This window comes from Streptomyces sp. NPDC045778, from assembly GCF_056431945.1.
Genome location: NZ_JBWKJZ010000001.1, coordinates 422,150 through 440,054, shown reverse-complemented (window position 1 = coordinate 440,054; position 17,905 = coordinate 422,150). Strand labels below are relative to the sequence as shown.

13 protein-coding genes are annotated in these 17,905 nt (G+C 71.4%); 5 read left to right on the top strand and 8 right to left on the bottom strand.

Features of this window, described 5'->3' with window-relative positions; translation table 11 throughout:
• Positions 1–142: 142 nt before the first annotated feature.
• From AC07GB_RS01910 to AC07GB_RS01890, 5 genes are all read right to left on the bottom strand, one after another.
• The gene (locus AC07GB_RS01910) at positions 143–325 is read right to left on the bottom strand and encodes a DUF6104 family protein (RefSeq protein WP_003961784.1); all 183 of its coding nucleotides are present in this window, start codon (positions 323–325) and stop codon (positions 143–145) included.
• A 118-nt stretch (positions 326–443) separates the two neighbouring features.
• Entirely contained in the window at positions 444–4,217 is a 3,774-nt protein-coding gene (locus AC07GB_RS01905) for a multifunctional oxoglutarate decarboxylase/oxoglutarate dehydrogenase thiamine pyrophosphate-binding subunit/dihydrolipoyllysine-residue succinyltransferase subunit (protein WP_478841258.1), read from the bottom strand.
• Positions 4,218–4,494: 277 nt separating this feature from the next.
• Complete coding sequence (locus AC07GB_RS01900; RefSeq protein ID WP_478841411.1) at positions 4,495–5,565, bottom strand: HAMP domain-containing sensor histidine kinase; 1,071 nt, start codon at positions 5,563–5,565, stop codon at positions 4,495–4,497.
• A 167-nt stretch (positions 5,566–5,732) separates the two neighbouring features.
• Positions 5,733–6,473: a response regulator transcription factor gene (locus tag AC07GB_RS01895; protein ID WP_016641312.1), complete on the bottom strand. Its 741-nt coding sequence runs from the start codon at positions 6,471–6,473 to the stop codon at positions 5,733–5,735.
• A gap of 66 nt (positions 6,474–6,539) precedes the next feature.
• Positions 6,540–7,289 carry a spermidine synthase family protein gene (locus AC07GB_RS01890; RefSeq protein ID WP_478841257.1) on the bottom strand — a complete coding sequence of 250 codons (750 nt, stop codon included), beginning with the start codon at positions 7,287–7,289 and terminating at the stop codon, positions 6,540–6,542.
• Between the two features lie 888 nt (positions 7,290–8,177).
• Here AC07GB_RS01890 and AC07GB_RS01885 point away from each other — a divergent pair.
• The 3 genes from AC07GB_RS01885 to AC07GB_RS01875 all read left to right on the top strand — a co-directional run bounded on the left by AC07GB_RS01885 (position 8,178) and on the right by AC07GB_RS01875 (position 10,389).
• Positions 8,178–8,855, top strand: coding sequence for a rhomboid-like protein (locus AC07GB_RS01885; RefSeq protein ID WP_478841256.1), 678 nt, complete (start codon positions 8,178–8,180; stop codon positions 8,853–8,855).
• A 447-nt stretch (positions 8,856–9,302) separates the two neighbouring features.
• Complete coding sequence (locus AC07GB_RS01880; RefSeq protein ID WP_242722899.1) at positions 9,303–9,653, top strand: PadR family transcriptional regulator; 351 nt, start codon at positions 9,303–9,305, stop codon at positions 9,651–9,653.
• 40 nt (positions 9,654–9,693) lie between these two features.
• Positions 9,694–10,389 carry a hypothetical protein gene (locus tag AC07GB_RS01875; protein WP_478841255.1) on the top strand — a complete coding sequence of 232 codons (696 nt, stop codon included), beginning with the start codon at positions 9,694–9,696 and terminating at the stop codon, positions 10,387–10,389.
• Between the two features lie 689 nt (positions 10,390–11,078).
• Here AC07GB_RS01875 and AC07GB_RS01870 read toward each other — a convergent pair.
• Positions 11,079–11,771, bottom strand: coding sequence for an N-acetyltransferase family protein (locus AC07GB_RS01870; protein ID WP_478841254.1), 693 nt, complete (start codon positions 11,769–11,771; stop codon positions 11,079–11,081).
• A gap of 245 nt (positions 11,772–12,016) precedes the next feature.
• Here AC07GB_RS01870 and lon point away from each other — a divergent pair, with 245 nt between their 5' ends.
• Positions 12,017–14,434 (top strand): endopeptidase La, encoded by a 2,418-nt coding sequence (gene lon, locus AC07GB_RS01865; protein ID WP_478841253.1) that lies wholly within the window; start codon positions 12,017–12,019, stop codon positions 14,432–14,434.
• A gap of 84 nt (positions 14,435–14,518) precedes the next feature.
• On the opposite strand, the gene AC07GB_RS01860 is transcribed toward lon, so the two are convergent.
• The gene (locus AC07GB_RS01860) at positions 14,519–15,358 is read right to left on the bottom strand and encodes a lysozyme (protein WP_478841252.1); all 840 of its coding nucleotides are present in this window, start codon (positions 15,356–15,358) and stop codon (positions 14,519–14,521) included.
• 304 nt (positions 15,359–15,662) lie between these two features.
• Between AC07GB_RS01860 and AC07GB_RS01855 the strand changes: the two genes are divergently transcribed.
• Positions 15,663–16,157 carry a MarR family winged helix-turn-helix transcriptional regulator gene (locus AC07GB_RS01855; RefSeq protein WP_478841251.1) on the top strand — a complete coding sequence of 165 codons (495 nt, stop codon included), beginning with the start codon at positions 15,663–15,665 and terminating at the stop codon, positions 16,155–16,157.
• A gap of 48 nt (positions 16,158–16,205) precedes the next feature.
• Here the strand turns inward: AC07GB_RS01855 and AC07GB_RS01850 are convergent, their stop codons facing one another.
• Positions 16,206–17,051, bottom strand: a complete 846-nt coding sequence (locus AC07GB_RS01850) for a hypothetical protein (RefSeq protein ID WP_478841250.1) — start codon at positions 17,049–17,051, stop codon at positions 16,206–16,208.
• Between the last annotated feature and the right edge of the window lie 854 nt (positions 17,052–17,905).

Genomic DNA, 17,905 nt, shown 5'->3' with positions numbered 1-17,905 from the left:
CCTGCCGGTTCGGCGTGGCTCGTCGCGCAGTTCCCCGCGCCCCTTCGGGGCGCTGGTCGGTCGCGCTCGTGCGGCGGAGCCGCATATCGGCACAGCCCCGCGCCCCTTCGGGGCGCTGCCGAGCCGCGGCCCCGGAAGGCCCCTACTCGTCCTCGTCCTCGTCGTCCAGGCGCGCCAGCCACGTCGCCAGGCGCTCCACCGGCACCTCGAAGTCCGGATTGAGGTCCACGAACGTGCGGAGCTGCTCGGCCAGCCACTCGAAAGTGACCTCCTCCTCGCCGCGCCGCTTCTCCAGCTCCTCGATGCCACGGTCGGTGAAGTACAAAGTCATGCTCCTGACGAGACGGGATGTGCCCGTTCATCGTAGGCCGGAACGCCGGAGGGCCCGGCCCCGAGTCCGAGAACTCGGGGCCGGGCCCACCTCCGTACGACCGTGCCGGGGCCTAGGCCTCGAACACCTCGCGCACCAGCTGCTCCTGCTCGGCCTGGTGCCGCTTGGCGGAGCCGACCGCCGGGGCCGAGCCGTGCGGCCGCGAGATGCGGCGCAGACGCTCGCCGTGCGGGATGTCGGCGCCGACCGCCAGGTCCAGGTGGTCGATCAGGTTGAGGGCGATGAACGGCCACGCGCCCTGGTTCGCCGGCTCCTCCTGGGCCCACAGGTACTTCTCGGCGTTCGGGTGCTTGGCGATCTCCGCCTGGAGCTCGGCACCCGCCAGCGGGTACAGGCGCTCGATGCGGATGATCGCGACGTCCGTCGCGCCGCGCTTCTGCCGCTCGGCCTCGAGGTCGTAGTAGAACTTGCCGGCGCAGAAGACGACCTTGCGGACCGCGGCCGGGTCCACCGACGCGTCGCCGATGACGGGGCGGAAGCCGCCCGTCGTGAACTCCTCCGTCTTCGACGCGGCGGCCTTGAGGCGCAGCATCGACTTCGGCGTGAAGACCACCAGCGGCTTGTGGTGCGGGTTGTGCACCTGCCACCGCAGGAGGTGGAAGTAGTTCGACGGGAGGGTCGGCATCGCGACCGTCATGTTGTTCTGGGCGCAGAGCTGGAGGAACCGCTCCGGGCGTGCCGACGAGTGGTCGGGGCCCTGGCCTTCGTAGCCGTGCGGCAGGAGGAGCGTGACACCGGACGTCTGCGCCCACTTCTGCTCGGCCGACGAGATGAACTCGTCCACCACCGTCTGCGCGCCGTTCACGAAGTCGCCGAACTGCGCTTCCCACATGACGAGCGACTCGGGGCGGGCCAGCGAGTAGCCGTACTCGAAGCCCATCGCCGCGTACTCGGACAGGAGCGAGTCGTAGACGTTGTAGCGGGCCTGGTCCTCGGAGAGGTACTGGAGCGGCGTGTAGTCCTCGCCGGTCGTCTGGTCCACGAGGACGCCGTGCCGCTGGCCGAAGGTGCCGCGCCGGGAGTCCTGGCCCGCGAGGCGGACCGGGGTGCCCTCCATCAGCAGGGAGCCGATGGCGAGGGTCTCGCCCATGCCCCAGTCGATCGTGCCGTCCTCGACCATGGCCGCACGGCGCTGGAGCTGCGGCATCAGGCGCGGGTGCACGGTGATCCGGTCGGGGATGTTGACCTGGGACTCGGCGATCCGCTTGACGATCTCCTGGGAGACCGCGGTGTCCACGGCCACGGGGAACTCGGTCTGCGGGGCCGGGACCTCGGCCGGGGCCGGGGTCGTGGTGGCCTCGCGGACCTCCGTGAAGACCTTCTCCAGCTGGCCCTGGAAGTCCTGCAGGGCCTGCTCGGCCTCTTCCAGGGTGATGTCGCCGCGACCGATCAGGGACTCGGTGTAGAGCTTGCGCACCGAGCGCTTCTTGTCGATCAGGCTGTACATCTGCGGGTTCGTGAACGACGGGTTGTCGGTCTCGTTGTGCCCGCGGCGGCGGTAGCAGATCAGGTCGATGACCACGTCCTTGTTGAACGCCTGCCGGAACTCGAAGGCCAGGCGGGCCACGCGGACCACGGCCTCCGGGTCGTCGCCGTTCACGTGGAAGATCGGCGCCTCGATCATGCGGGCCACGTCGGTGGAGTACATCGACGAGCGCGCGGACTCCGGCGGGGCCGTGAAGCCGACCTGGTTGTTGATGACGATGTGGACCGTGCCGCCCGTGCGGTAGCCGCGCAGCTGCGACATGTTGAGCGTCTCGGCGACCACGCCCTGGCCCGCGAAGGCCGCGTCTCCGTGGAGGGCGACCGGCAGGACGGTGAAGTCCGTGCCCCCCTTGTTGATGATGTCCTGCTTGGCGCGGGCGACGCCCTCCAGGACCGGGTCGACCGCCTCCAGGTGCGAGGGGTTGGCGACCAGGGAGACCTTGATCTGCTCGCCGTCCAGGCCCGTGAAGGTGCCCTCGGCGCCCAGGTGGTACTTCACGTCTCCGGAGCCGTGCATCGACTTCGGGTCGAGGTTGCCCTCGAACTCACGGAAGATCTGCGCGTACGACTTGCCGACGATGTTCGCGAGGACGTTCAGGCGGCCGCGGTGGGCCATGCCGATGACGACCTCGTCCAGGCGCGACTCGGCCGCGGAGTCGATGACCGCGTCGAGCAGCGGGATGACGGACTCGCCGCCCTCCAGGGAGAAGCGCTTCTGGCCGACGTACTTCGTCTGGAGGAAGGTCTCGAACGCCTCCGCCGCGTTCAGCCGGCGCAGGATGCGCAGCTGCTCCTCGCGCTCCGGCTTGGCGTGCGGGCGCTCGATGCGGTCCTGGAGCCACTTGCGCTGCTTCGGGTCCTGGATGTGCATGAACTCGATGCCGGTGGTGCGGCAGTACGAGTCGCGCAGGACGCCGAGGATGTCGCGGAGCTTCATCATCGACTTGCCGGCGAAGCCGCCGACGGCGAACTCGCGCTCCAGGTCCCAGAGCGTCAGTCCGTGCTCGGTGATGTCCAGGTCCGGGTGCTTGCGCTGCTTGTACTCCAGCGGGTCCGTGTCGGCCATGACGTGGCCGCGGACGCGGTAGGAGTGGATCAGCTCGAAGACACGCGCGGCCTTCGTGACGTCGTCGTCGTGCGAGGCGTCGATGTCCTTGAACCAGCGGACCGGCTCGTACGGGATCCGCAGCGCCTCGAAGATCTCGTCGTAGAAGCCGCTCTCGCCGAGCAGGAGGTTCGCGACGATCCGCAGGAACTCGCCGGAGGCGGCACCCTGGATGACCCGGTGGTCGTACGTCGAGGTCAGGGTCATGACCTTGGAGATGCCCAGCTTGTTCAGGGTGTCCTGGGAGGTGCCCTGGAACTCGGCCGGGTAGTCCATCGAGCCGACGCCCATGATGACCGACTGGCCGGGCATGAGGCGCGGCACGGAGTGGACGGTGCCGAGGCCGCCGGGGTTGGTCAGGGAGACCGTGACACCGGTGAAGTCGTCCATGCCGAGCTTGCCGTCGCGGGCGCGCCGGACGATGTCCTCGTAGGCCTGCCAGAACTCGAAGAAGTTCAGGGTCTCGGCCTTCTTGATGCCCGCCACGACCAGCTGCCGGTCGCCGTTGGGCTTCACCAGGTCGATGGCGAGGCCGAAGTTGACGTGCTCCGGCTTGACCAGCGTCGGCTTGCCGTCCTTCTCCGCGAAGGAGTAGTTCATCGACGGCATGGCCTTGATGGCCTGCACCATCGCGTACCCGATGAGGTGCGTGAAGGAGATCTTCCCGCCGCGGGCGCGCTTGAGGTGGTTGTTGATGACGATGCGGTTGTCGAACAGCAGCTTCACCGGGACCGCGCGCACGGACGTGGCCGTGGGCACCTCCAGGGAGGCGTTCATGTTCTTCGCCACGGCGGCCGAGGGGCCGCGCAGGGTCACGAACTCGGGACCGGCGGGCGCCTCCGTCGCGGGCGCGGCCTTGGCCGCGGGCTTCGCGGCCGCGGGCTGTGCCGCGGCGGGCTTGGCGGCGGGGGCCGGGGCCTTCGCGGCGGGCGCGGGCTTGGCGGCGGCCGGGGGCTGCGCGGCGGGCGCGGCCGGGGCGGGGGACGTGGTGGACGCGGCCCCCGCGGCCGCGTCACCCGCCGGCTTGGCCGGGGGGGCGACGGACGCGCCTACCCCTGGCTTGTAGTCGGCGAAGAAGTCCCACCAGGCACGGTCGACCGAATTCGGGTCCTGGAGGTACTGCTGATAGATCTCGTCGACGAGCCACTCATTGGGACCGAACGCGGCAGCAGGGTTCTTGCCCTGCGCTTCTTGGTCGGTCGAAGTGCTCGAGTTACTGGGGGACTGTGGCGACACGGCGGCAACCGCCCTCTTCCGCTTCACAAGGTGATGGACAGCGGAAATAAAGGCTACGCCTCCATCGACGCCAGGTGCAGGCCGGGCCGGTCATCCGTCGCGTAAGTCACACTGGATTGCGAGTTTCGGGGCTGTAAATGGCGGGAAACAAGCGAGGTTTGCCTACGGCGCGGCTCCGCGTGGAGTCCCCTCGGGTACGTCGACACGCGGCTGCGGCCCGTCCGGCGCGTGACCTGCGCGCCCGTGATTCGCTTCCGCTTCGAACCTTACGTCAACCTCAGTCTTCGAGCAGGCCCGGAAGGCTGACCTGGATCCGGCAGCCGCGAGCCGATTCGGCCACCCCGATGTGGCCGCCGTGGAGATCGACGGCCCAGCGCGCGATGGCGAGCCCGAGCCCGGTGCCGCCGTCGCCCCCTGGTGGCGCGCCGGCGTGCGCGCCCCGGTTGAAGCGCTCGAAGACCCGGTGCCACTCCGACTCGGGGATCCCGGGGCCCTCGTCGAGGACCTCCAGGTCCAGGGACTCGGGATAGGGGCCCCGCCGGGCGCGGACCGTGACGCGGCCGTGCGGCGGGCTGTGCTTCACGGCGTTGTCGATCAGGTTGGCGACCACCTGGTGCAGGCGCTCGGCGTCGGCGTGCGCCGTCAGCTCCGGGGGTGTCACGTCCAGGTGCAGATGGACGTCCGTGCGGGTGTGACGGCCGGAGCCGGACGGCATCCCTTTGCGCGCGGAGGCGACCATGTTGGCCTCCTTCAGGACACCCGACAGATAGGGCCACACTTCGAAGCGGCGCGCTTTGAGGGGGACGACCCCGTTGTCCAGGCGGGAGAGGTCGAGGAGGGTGTCCACGAGCCGGCCCAGGCGCTCCGTCTGCTTCAGGGCCGTGCGCATCGTCTCCGGGTCGGCGGCCGAGACGCCGTCGACGACGTTCTCCAGGACGGCCCGCAGGGCCGCGATGGGGGTGCGCAGCTCGTGCGAGACGTTGGCGACCAGCTCCTTGCGCTGCTGGTCCTGGGCCTCCAGGTCGTCGGCCATGCGGTTGATCGTCGTGGCCACGTCGCCCAGCTCGTCGCGCCGGTCGGCGCCGCGCACCCGGCGCGTGTAGTCCCCGTGCGAGACGGCGCGCGCCACCGAGTTCATCTCGTCCAGCGGCGCGGTGAGGCCATGGGCCACGAACTGCGTGATCAGCAGGGTGGCGATCACCGAGAAGACCGTGATGAAGCGCAGCTCCGTCTCGGTCTTCATGGCCACCATCAGCAGCCCGGTGGTGATGAACACAGAGACGACGACCAGCGTCCCGAGCTTCGTCTTGATGGAGAACGGCCTGAGCCCGCCGAAGGGACCGCTCATCCCACCACCTCCACCCCGGTCGCAGCGCCACCTCAGACCCATGCCCGGGGCGACGCCTGCCGTACCCCGCGCGGCGCCGTGCGCCGTCGTACCGCTCCCGGCGCTCTGGGGCGTCGTGCCGCTCAGGGCGCCGGGAGTCGGGCCCTCGGCGGCGCCGGGGTCCGCGGTCATGGCGTCGGAGTCTCCAGGGCGTACCCGACGCCGTGGACCGTGCGGATGCGTTCCGCGCCGATCTTGCGCCGCAGCGCCTTGATGTGGCTGTCGACCGTGCGGGTCCCGGAGGCGTCCGCCCAGTCCCACACCTCGGCGAGCAGCTGCTCGCGCGAGAGCACCGCGCGCGGGGTGTTCGCCAGGCACACCAGGAGGTCGAATTCCGTAGGCGTCAGGTGTACGTCCTCGCTGCGCACCCGCACCCTGCGCTGCGCGTGGTCGATCTCCAGCTCGCCGAGGCGCAGGATCCCGCTGCGCGGCGTCGTCGCGGCGAGCGCGGCCCGCTCCACGCGGCGCAGCAGCACATGCACGCGTGCCGCCAGTTCGCGCATGGAGAAGGGTTTGGTCATGTAGTCGTCCGCGCCGACGCCGAGCCCGACGAGCATGTCCGTCTCGTCGTCCCGTGCCGTCAGCATCAGCACCGGAACGGGGCGCTGGGCCTGCACGCGGCGGCAGACCTCCAGGCCGTCGAATCCCGGCAGCATGATGTCGAGGATCAGTAGATCGGGCTGCCAGGCCTGGGCGGTGTCCACCGCCGCCGGACCGTCCGCCGCCGTTTGCACGACGAAACCCTCGGCGCGCAGACGGGCGGCGATGGCGTCCACGATCGTCGGGTCGTCCTCGACCACGAGTACCCGGCGCTGTGCTCCTGGCATCGCCGCCGTGGCGCTGTTGTGGGAGGTGTGTGTCTGCTCCATCGCCCCGCCCCTGACGTGATCGCTTGGTGTCCGGTCAGCAGAGTACGGGGCGCGGAGGCACCTCGGCTACGCAGCCCTTGTCGCGAGATGGACCACGTCCGGTACGCCCCGGGCAACGGCGATCTCTTCCGTACGTACGTGCTGGAATCCGGCATTCCGCAAAGCGGAGTCGAAAGCGGGTGACGGCTGCGCGGACCACACGGCGAGGACTCCGCCGGGGCTGAGCCGGGCGTGGCAGGCGGCGAGGCCGGCGGGGGAGTAGAGGCTCTCGTTGTCCTGCGTGACGGTCCAGTCGGGGCCGTTGTCGATGTCGAGGCAGAGCGCGTCGTACGTGACCGGGGCGGCGGCGGGGGTGGCAGGGGGCGCGGCGGAGTGCGGGATTCCTGATTCGTTGACGCTTGCGAATGCGCCCCTGACATATGCGATCAGATCGGTGTGCAGGATCTCCGTGCGCGGGTCGGCGAGCGCCTGCTCCGAGAGTTCCCCGAGCGGCCCGCCCCGGTGCCAGTCGATGACGGCCTGCTCCCGCTCCACCACGGTGATGCGGCCCCAGCGCGGGTCAGCGGCGGCATGGGCGAGCGAGAAGCCGACCCCCAGGCCGCCGATGAGGACGCTGGGCCGCGGGCGCCCGTCCAGCGCCTCGTACGCGGCGTCGATCAGGAGGCGCTCGGAGCGGCCGTCCGAGGTGTCCATGAGGAACATGCCGTTGGCAATGATCTGGAGCAGGTCGCCGTGGCGGCGCAGCACGACTTCGCCGTAAGGGCCGACGCGCCTGTCGAGAACCACGGGGGGATCGGGGCTGTACGGAGTGCGCATCCCCTCATCCTGCTGTCCTTCCCCCGGTGACTCCAGGGATTTGAGGGCCTCCGGGGGCTTCGACGGCCCCACGCGCGGGACGCCGCGGAATGGGGTGGGGTTGCTGTGGGTTCCTGTGAATCGCGTCCCACGTGGCGTCGGTCATAGACAGCGGGGGAACGATCAGTGAAGCGTGAACGTGATCGATTCGTGATGTAGTGAACGTGATCGATTCGTGATGCAGTCGCGTAGGAAGTTCCTAGTGAAGTTCCGTGACGGAGGGAGTGCCTCAGCGTGAACCGGACCATTTCTGGCGTGGGCGCCTCTGTGGGTACTGGCGGGGGCACTTCCGTGGGGGCTGGAGGGGGCGATGGTGCGGCTCCCGGGCAGGGCGCCGATGAGGCTTGCGGCCTCGGCGAGGCTGGTTCGGCCGGGGCGGGGGCCGGTGCCGAGGTCGGGACCGGGACCGCGGGCGTGCTGGGCGCGGCGCCTCGGGGGGAGCTTCTGGACGGGGTGCCCCGCGAGGGTTTGCTGGACGGGATAGCCCCTGGGGATGTGCTGGACGGGATGCCGCGGCAGCGGCGGGTGGTGCCTGGCGGGGGGCTTGCGGGGGCGGCTTCCGGGGGCGGGGTTGGGGCTGGGGGCGGTGCGGATTCCGACCCCGGTTCCGGCTCCGACCCTGGTTCGGGCTCCGGCTCTGGTTCGGATTCGGGCCGCGGTTCGGATTCCGGTTTCGGTTCCAGATCTGGCTCCGGCGCTGATTTCGCTTTCCGATCCGCCTCCGGCTCCGGGGCTGGTTCCGGTTTCGGTTCGGGTTCGGGTTCGGGTTCGGGTGGGGTGGGTTCGGCGGTGGCCGGTCTGGCCGTGGCTGAGGGCGGGCGGGGGTCCGTCCCTGTCTCCTCGGTGGCCGTGCCCGGCGTCGCTCCCGTTTCCTCCGGCGTCCCCACGTGGGCGGGGTTCCGTCGGCTGCGGCCATGGCGGCTGCTTCCGACTCCCACCGGGACGCCCTTCACCTTCTGCTACGCGGTCGTCCTCCTCGTCACCTCGCTGGTGGCCGAGCACGCCGACCCGTCGGTGATCTCCTCGATGCACCAGGGCTCGAGTACGGACGTCGTCCACCTCGCGGACCGGCCCGTGTTCGTCCTCGTCGCCAGCGCGCTGTGGGTCGCGGGCGGCATCACGTCGCCGTACGCCATCGGGTTCCTGTTCGTCCTCACCGCGCTCGAACGGCGCGTGGGCGCGCTGCGTGCCGCGGGCGTCTTCGTGCTCGGGCACGTCGTCGCGACGCTGGCCACGGAAATCCCGGTGGGGCTCTCCGTCCTCGTCGGCCACCTGCCGGGCACGTCCCTGCACCGGCTCGACTACGGCATCAGCTTCGGCGTCGCCGCGAGCGTCGGCGCGCTGGCGGGCGTCCTCGCGCCATGGCTGCGGTGGGCTGTCCTGGCGGGCTTCGGCTGGATGCTCGTCCAGGACCTCATCGCCTTCACCGACCCGATGACGAACTGGGGCCACCTGCTCGCCCTGTCCGTGGGCGTGGCGACGTGGCCGCTGTTGCGGGGTGGCGTGGGGCGGGGTGGGGTGGCTTAGCGCCGCTTGGTGCGTTGGGCTCGGGGCCTGGGCGGGGCTTGGTCTTGGGCTTGGTGTCGGCCTTGGGTTCGGGGTCAGGGGCAGCCTTGGGCTCGGGCCCGGGCTTGAACAAGTGGAGGCGCTGAGGCCGCGCTGAGCCGGCGCGCTGCCCGTGGCTGCGGTGGTGGCTTCGGTTATGGCGCCGGCCCGGGCCCCGGTGCGGCTCGGCGTGATGCGTGGCTTCGACGGTGCCGTCGGCGTCGGTTCGGGCTGAGCCGCTGCTCGGCCGGCCGGGCATCGGCTTCGGCTCAGGTACTGACGGCGCCGGTCGGGCACGGCACCGGCGGCGCTGATGGCCGTGAGGGCGGCACCGCCCCGGCGCTGGCGACTGAGATCTGTGAGGGCGTCAGAAATCGATGGGCGCGAGACTCTTGCGCCGCAAGGCAATGGGCGACTACCTTGTACCGCATGACAAAGGAGCTGTCCGCGTCGCACGACCAGCGCCGTAGCCAGCTGCTGCGCGGGGTGCTCGACCTGTGTCTGCTCGCGCTCATCGCGGAGCGGCCTCGGTATGGCTATGAGTTCGTGGAAGCCCTGACCGAGAGCGGCCTCGACCTGGTGAGCGAGGGGAGCATCTATCCCCTGCTCGCACGCATGGAGCGGGCGGGCCTGGTCGACTCCTATCGCGCTCCGTCCGCCGCGGGCGGGGCGCCGCGAAAGTACTACCGCCTCACCGAGGCGGGTGCGGCCGAGCTGACCAGCGGCCGCACCACCTGGACCGCCTTCACAGGCGCCGTCTCCAGCACATTGGGGACGTGACCAGGCCGCACGACACGGCACGAATCGGGGGGACACCACAATGACGTACGAGACGACCAACGAGGCACCGGCCAACGCGACAGCGATCCGCGAAGCGAAGGGCGCAGGGGCGCCCCCGCCGGGTGACCACGCATCGGACCGTGGCCCGCTGGGCAAGGCCGCGCCCGATGCCGGACTCACCCGCGACCGCGCCCTCGCTGTCTGCCGGGTCAACTGGGAGTACCGCGGCATCGACGACGCCTCCATGCGCGAGATGCTCGACGAGCTATCCCATCACCTGGAAGAGGCCGCCGCCGCGGGCCGAACCCCACGGGACGTGGTCGGGTCCGACGTGAAGGCGTTCGCCGCCTCCTGGGCTCGCGCGCGCACGCCCCTGCCTTTGCGGATCCTGCGCATGGCCGCGCTGATCCCCTTCGTCGTCGGTTCCCTGCTGTTGCTCACCCACCTCCTCGACCGAACCCTGACCCTGTCGATAGAAGCGCCCCGCATCGCCTTCTACGGGGCGCTGGCGATAGGCACCGTCACCTGGGAAATGCGGCGAGGGAACCTCGGCTTCAGAGGCTGGATGCTCCTCGGCATCGCCGCGCTGCCCATATCGCTGCTCACCGGCTGGCTCATAGGCGAAGACCCGCTCTTCCACCTACCGCTGTGGGGCACGCTGCTGTTCCTTCTGCCGGGCCTGCCGTACGCCATCAAGGACATTCGCGCGAGAAGGGGAGGGCCCGCGAACGGCTGAGGGGGCCTCAAGGGCGGTAGGCGGTGCCCGGGGGACGGCAGTGGCTGAAGGCGCTGGGTGGCGCCTGCGACAGTGCACAACACCCGCGGCGGCGCGCACAACGCCCGAGGTGACAGCCACCGCTAGCCGTGGCAAGCACCTGTCGACCTGGCACGCATGACCCAGCTGGCAGGCACGCGGCAAGCCGCAGCCTGAGCGGGCCCGGGCGCGTAGCAAGGGGGTGGGGGTCGGCGGTGACCCTTAACCGCAGTCACGGGCAGCAGCCGTCCCGCCAGGCGGCGGCCCCGACTGTCGGCGGCCGCCGTGGATTGGACTTGCCCGGCTCCTCGCGCTGGGCACTCGCCCAAGTCGTGGGCAGCCGCCACCCGCCACGCGAGGCGGCTGCCCAGGCAGTCACCGCGCCAGGCGGCAGCCCCGGCTGCCGACAACCCGCGACGGTTCAGGCCTCGCCGGGGCCGTTGCGGCGGGCACCCGCCCAAGTCGCCACTGGCCCTTGTAGTACTGCCTCGCCTCCACACCAGGCGGCCCTCAGTTATCGAAGGCTCGCCGCCACGCCAGGCAGCGGCCCCAGCCGAAGCACCCAGCCGCGGTTCAGGCCTCGCCCGGGCCCACGCGGCGGCCACTCGCCCAAGTCCCCGACAGCAGCCACCGTGCCAGACGGCGGCCCGGGCCAACCAGCCCGCCACGGCTCAAGATTCGTCCGGGCCCTTGCGGCGGGCGCTAGTCAAAGGAGCTACCACCTGCCAGCCAAGTGACTCGTACAAGGCGCGGCCCCCCACGGTGCCCGCCAGGACGCCGACCTCGCAGCCCTGTTCGGCCGCGGCGGCCTGGAGTGTGCGCATGACCAGGCTGCCGAGGCCGCGGCGGCGGTGTTCCGGGGAGGTCTCGATCTGGTCGGCGACCGCCGTGCGGCCCGTGGGAGCTATCTGGCCGCGCGCCGCCCAGGTGCCGTCAGTCGCGGTCACCATCGTCCGTACGACACCGCCCCGCGTCCATGTGCGCAGCTGATAGCCCTCCGGTGCCACCAAGCGCTGAGGGGCCACCGGGGTGAGGGCCACCGTCATCAGGTAGCCCTCCTCCGGGTCGATCCACCACTCCGGGCCGAGCCACGGCGTCACCCGCGACGGCTCGGCGAAGACCTTCAGCCAGACGTGCGCACCTGAGACGGACGCGGCGACCTTGCGTACGTCGGCCTCCTGGATGCCGTCGGCGGGCGCGCCGAAGACGTGCCGGGACGGGTGCTTGGGCAGGCCGACGTCGACCGTGTAGCCCCATGGCTCCACCACTGGCGGAGCCGCGCCGCGGGAGACCACCCAGCCGTCGACCCAGGCTCTGATCGTCGCCTCGGTTCCCCCCGCACCCGCAACACCTACGTCCCTCATGGTCCCCACAGCCCCCGTCGCTTCCATCGAACGCCTCCCGCCGGGCGACCCATCGACCCTGCGTAATAGGCAGGTGGCGAGTGCGGCCCTCACTGGTAATGGGTGAAATCGCAAGATGAATATTACTGAGTCTCCTTTCTGTGGCGGCAGAGGTGATCGCTCACAGCGAACAACCCCCTGGGAACAATCAGGGACTCACAAGCATTGAGTCGGTACAGCTCAACTTGAATGCCGAAGGGGAGATCATGGCTGCTGAGTCCACGGCTTACACATCGCTCGCTCTGCCCGTGCTGCCGCTCGATGACGAGGTCGTGCTGCCCGGCATGGTCGTGCCGTTCGACCTGTCCGACGCCGACGTACGGGCCGCGGTGGAGGCCGCTCAGGCCGCCGCGAGGTCCAGTGGGAGTAGCAGCAAGCCGAAGGTGCTGCTTGTTCCGCGTATCGACGGGACGTATGTGGGCACCGGCGTGCTCGGCACGGTGGAGCAGGTGGGGCGGCTCTCGGACGGTGACCCGGGGGCGTTGATCCGCGGGCGCGGCCGGGTGCGCATCGGCGCGGGCACCACCGGCCCCGGTGCCGCCCTGTGGGTGGAGGGCACGCAGGTCGAGGAGACCGTGCCGGACCCGTTGCCCGGGGCCACGGCGGAGCTGGTCAAGGAGTACAAGGCGCTGGCCACGAGCTGGCTGAAGAAGCGCGGGGCCTGGCAGGTCGTGGACCGCGTGCAGCAGATCGACGACGTAGCGGCGCTCGCGGACAACTCCGGATACTCGCCGTTCCTCACCACGGAGCAGAAGGTCAAGCTCCTGGAGACCGAGGACCCGACGGTCCGGCTGAAGCTCGCCGCCGAGCAGCTGCGCGAGCACCTGGCCGAGCAGGAGGTCGCCGAGTCGATCGCCAAGGACGTGCAGGAGGGCGTGGACAAGCAGCAGCGCGAGTTTCTGCTGCGGCGTCAGCTGGAGGCGGTGCGCAAGGAGCTGCGCGAGCTGAACGGCCAGGAGGGCGAGGACGAGTCCGACGACTACCGCGCCCGGGTGGAGGCCGCCGACCTGCCCGAGCACGTGCGGGAAGCGGCCCTGAAGGAAGTAGAGAAGCTGGAGCGCACGAGCGACCAGTCTCCCGAGGGCTCCTGGATCCGGACCTGGCTGGACACGGTTCTGGAGCTGCCGTGGACGGAGCGGACCGAGGACGCGTACGACATCAAGGGCGCGCAGGAGGTCCTCGACGCGGAGCACGCGGGCCTGGAGGACGTGAAGGAGCGGATCACCGAGTACCTGGCGGTGCGCAAGCGGCGCGCCGACCGTGGCATGGGGGTGATCGGCGGCCGTCGTGGCGGTGCGGTGCTCGCGCTCGTCGGGCCGCCCGGCGTCGGCAAGACCTCGCTGGGCGAGTCGGTGGCGCACGCGATGGGGCGCAAGTTCGTGCGGGTCGCGCTCGGCGGTGTGCGGGACGAGGCGGAGATCCGCGGTCACCGGCGCACCTACGTGGGCGCGCTGCCGGGCCGGATCGTGCGGGCCATCAAGGAGGCCGGTTCGATGAACCCGGTGGTGCTCCTCGACGAGATCGACAAGGTGGGCTCGGACTTCCGGGGCGACCCGGCGGCCGCGCTGCTCGAAGTGCTCGACCCGGCGCAGAACCACACGTTCCGCGACCACTACCTGGAAGTGGAGCTGGACCTGAGCGACGTGGTCTTCCTGGCCACGGCCAATGTCCTGGAGGCCATCCCCGAGGCCCTGCTCGACCGCATGGAGCTGGTCCGGCTCGACGGCTACACCGAGGACGAGAAGGTCGTCATCGGCCGGGACCACCTGGTGCCCCGCCAGCTCGACCGGGCCGGACTCGGCGAGGGCGAGGTGACGGTCGACGAGAGCGCGCTGCGCAAGCTCGCCGGTGAGTACACGCGCGAAGCGGGGGTGCGCAATCTGGAGCGTTCCATCGCGCGGCTGCTCCGCAAGGTCGCGGCGCAGCACGAGCTGGGGGAGCGGGAGCTGCCGTTCACGGTCGGCGCGGACGAGCTGCGGGACCTGATCGGCCGACCGCACCACGTCCCGGAGTCGGCGCAGGACCCGGCCGAGCGGCGCACCGCGGTGCCCGGCGTGGCCACGGGGCTCGCGGTCACGGGGGCGGGGGGTGACGTGCTGTTCGTCGAGGCCTCGCTCGCCGACCCGGAGACGGGGGCGTCCGGGCTCACGCTCACCGGACAGCTGGGGGACGTGATGAAGGAGTCCGCGCAGATCGCGCTGTCCTTCCTGCGCTCCCACGGCGCCGAGCTGGAGCTGCCCGTCGGGGATCTGAAGGACCGGGGCGCGCACATCCACTTCCCGGCGGGCGCGGTGCCCAAGGACGGGCCGAGCGCGGGCATCACGATGACGACGGCGCTCGCGTCGCTGCTCAGCGGGCGTCTGGTGCGCACGGATGTGGCGATGACCGGTGAGGTGTCGCTGACCGGTCGGGTGCTGCCGATCGGTGGTGTCAAGCAGAAGCTGCTCGCGGCCCACCGCGCCGGGATCACCACAGTGATCATCCCGAAGCGGAACGAGGCGGACTTGGACGACGTCCCCGCCGAGGTCCTGGAGAAGCTCGACGTGCACGCGGTGACGGACGTCCGGCAGGTGCTTGAGCTGGCGCTCGCGCCGGCCGAGGTGAAGGTTCCCGCCGCGGCGTGACGGGCGCGGCGGGGCGGTGAAGGTCCGGGGCTGTGAGGGCCCCGGACCTTGCCGCACGTGGGGGGTTCGGCCGGGTCGGCCCGGTCAGCCGTTGGCCAGGGCCTGTACGCGGTCGTAGGCGCCGTTGAACTTGTTGTGGTCGCCGACGATCGGGCCGGAGGAGGTGTACTGCCACACGGTGTGGAAGCCCCAGCCGGCGGGGAGTTCGCCGGGGCTGGTGTTGTAGCGGGCGATCCACAGGGGGTGGGCGGAGGCGAAGCCGCCGTAGTTGCCCGTGCACTGCTTCCACCAGGTGGTGGCCGTGTAGATCACCGCGTCGCGGCCGGTGCGCGCCCGGTAGGTGTTCAGGAAGTCCTGGATCCAGGCGACCATGGCGCTCTGGGACTTGCCGAAGCAGGCCGCGCCGTAGGGGTTCCACTCGATGTCGAGGGCGCCCGGCAGCGTCCGGCCGTCGCGGGACCAGCCGCCGCCGTTGTCGACGAAGTAGTTGGCCTGGGAGGCGCCGCTGGAGGTGTCGGGGGTGGCGAAGTGGTAGGCGCCGCGGATCATGCCGATGTTGTACGAGCCGTTGTACTGCTGCGCGAAGTAGGGGTTGCGGTAGGAGGTGGACTCCGTCGCCTTCACGTAGGCCCATCTGACGCCGCTGTTCCACAGGGCCGACCAGTTGACGTTGCCCTGGTGGCTGCTGACGTCGACGCCCTCCGTCTGTTCGGCGTCGCCGCCGCTCGGTTTGCCGCCCTGGCCGTCGTGCTCGATGACGCCCTGGCCCATGCGGGCGCTGCCGCGCGGCGGGATGTCGTCACCGTCGGCGGACTGCGCGGCGCCGGGCAGGGTGATGAGCAGGGCGAGGGCGGACAGGACAGCGAGGAGAACGCCCGCGGCGGGATGTCCGCGGCGGGCCGTACGGGATCTGTGCACGGGCATGGCGTGCCTCCGAAAGGCCTCATGGAGCCCGTCCGGCGCAGGCGTGGCCGACGGTGTGGCGCTTCGCCCGGTGCGGCGTACGGGGCTCGGTGGGGGGACCTGTCGACATGTCACCGCGAACCGCGTCAGCCAGGCTGGCTGGTGTGAACATGTCACTAAAGAAGCTACGCACGTAGACAACGCCGAGGGAAGGGGCTCTCGTGGCCGCCGTTGGTCTACGCCTGCGAAATACTGGGCGAGCTGCGGCGATGGCCGCGGTCGGCGAAAACTTTCAGGATCAGGAAAGTGCGGCAGGGGTGCTGACATGCGTGAGGACACGCACCACGGCGGGGGTTCCGGTGTGGACGGGGTGACGGCGGGCGGTGGTGTGGACCACGAGTTCCTCGCGCTGGAGCGGGAGCTGACGCTGCTGCTCCGCCGGGCCCGGGCCTCGTCCGGCGAGATGGCCCGCCAGGTCCACCCGGACCTCGAACCGGCCGCGTACGGGCTGCTCGCCTTCCTGGACGAGTCCGGGCCGCGGCGCGCCACGGATCTGGCCGCCTTCATCGGCGTCGGCAAGGCCACCATGAGCCGCCAGCTGCGGGCCTTGGAGCAGCTCGGCCTGGTCACGCGGGAGCCCGACCCCGCGGACGGCAGGGCCTGGCTCGTGCGGCTCACGGACGAGGGCCGGGAGCGGTTCCGCACCGTGCGCCGCGGGCGGCGCGAGCGGTACGTGCGCCAGCTCGCCGGGTGGGACCGGGCCGAGGTGGCCGAACTGGCCCGGCTGCTCCGGCAGCTCAACGCGCGGGCCGAGTTCTAGGCGGCCTCCCGCACCGCCCCCGGTGCCCGCTCGGTTGCCTGGGGCCCACTACAACTCCGCGTACACCACGGCCGCGTCGTCGTGCCGCTTCCCGCGCGGGAACGCCGTGCCGTAGGGGTCCGCCGCCTCCAACTCCCGTACGCGCTCCACGAGTCCCCGCGGGCCGTCCTTGCGCAGGAGCGCGAAGCAGTCGGCCCAGCCGCCCTCCCTGAACGTCTCGACCCAGCGCCCGGCCCCGTCCGTGAGCGCGGCGAGGGCCGTGACGGCGGAGCGGGGGACTTCGCCGGTGATCGCGCGGGCGGCGACGGAGGGGTCGGCGGCGGCGGTGAAGAAGCCGCCCTCCGCGTTCCGCAGGGCCTCGACGGCGGCCGCGTACTCACCGCCGAGCGCGCGGCGTTCGGCGGAGCCGCGCGGCAGGGCCCGGACGGCGTCGCGCAGTTCGCGCACGGCGGTGGGCAACTGGTCCAGGCGCCGGTCCAGGACCGCGTCCACCACGCCGCCGGGGCCCGCGAGGAGCAGCGCCGAGTCGGACAGGACGAGGTACGAGACGCGCTCCGGGTCCCACCGTACGAGGACCACCGTCGCCTGAGGGGTACGCGGGTGAGAAAGGTCACAGGTGTCACGGTGGGTGTCCGCGGTGCGCGAGACGGCCGCCGCGAGAATCTCAGGGAGCGTCAGGTCCGGTCGGGAAACGGACAGTTCGCCCAGCGCGCCGCCGAGCCGGGCCGTGAACCAGGGGACCGAATGCAGACAGCCCGCGTCCTCGGCGGGGGGCGTCACGCCGTCGAGCAGGACCAGTGATCCGCCCTGTCCGGACGCGGGCAGCGCGACCGAGGCGTAGTCCTCGTTGGGGCGGTCGGGGTCGCCGGGGTCGGTGGCCAGTTCGATGCGCATCCGGTCAGTCTGCCGGAGGCCCGCCGAGGCGCGGCGGGCGGGCCCGTGGGGGCGCGCAGCGGCGCGGCGGCGGTGGTCAGGGCGTCGGAAGTCGGCCGGAACCGGCGGCTCCGAAGGGGTGTGGCGGCGCATCCTGCCAAAGCCGCCCACGGACGTCCAACCGGGCCACCGCGCGCGGCCCGTACGACACGCAGCGTGACTTGCTCGCCAACTCCCAGTCGATGTTCACTCCTTCAGGTGGCCAGGCAGACGATGCGAGACTGCCGCGCACCGGCACTGGAATCGTCTGGCAAGGTCAGGGTCCGTGCCGGGAGCGCTCGCGTTGACGGATCGTCACCCGGGCCCTAGGGCAGACGAAAACAGGAATGCGAGCTCCGGTGCAAGAGATGCGGCCTCGGCGCGAAGGCAGCCAGAAGGCCCCGGGAAGGGCCAGACCGGGAGCGACCCCTCCCTCGCCGGGCGCGACCCCTCCCTCCGACCAGGGCACCGCTGCCGCGGGGCGCGCGGGGCGCGCGGAGACCTCCGCCGACGCCCGCGCGGCCCGGGCCGCCTCCGAGCCCCCTGCACGCTCGGGCGCGCCCGCGGAACCGGAAGCCGAGGGCACCCCGACAGGTGCGGCGCACCCTACGGGGGCCCCTGCGCACTCCAAGGGCGCCTCCGCGCACCCCAAGAGCGCCCCTGCGCGGGCCACCAGCACTTCGGCGCACCCCGCAGGCTCCCCGGCGGGGCCGGCCAAGGGCGCCCCGGCAAACCCCACGGGCGCCTCAACGCACACCACGGGCACCTCGCCTCACCCCACCGGCACTTCGGCGCACCCTCCAGGCACCCCGGGGCGGGCCAAGGGTGCCCCGGCG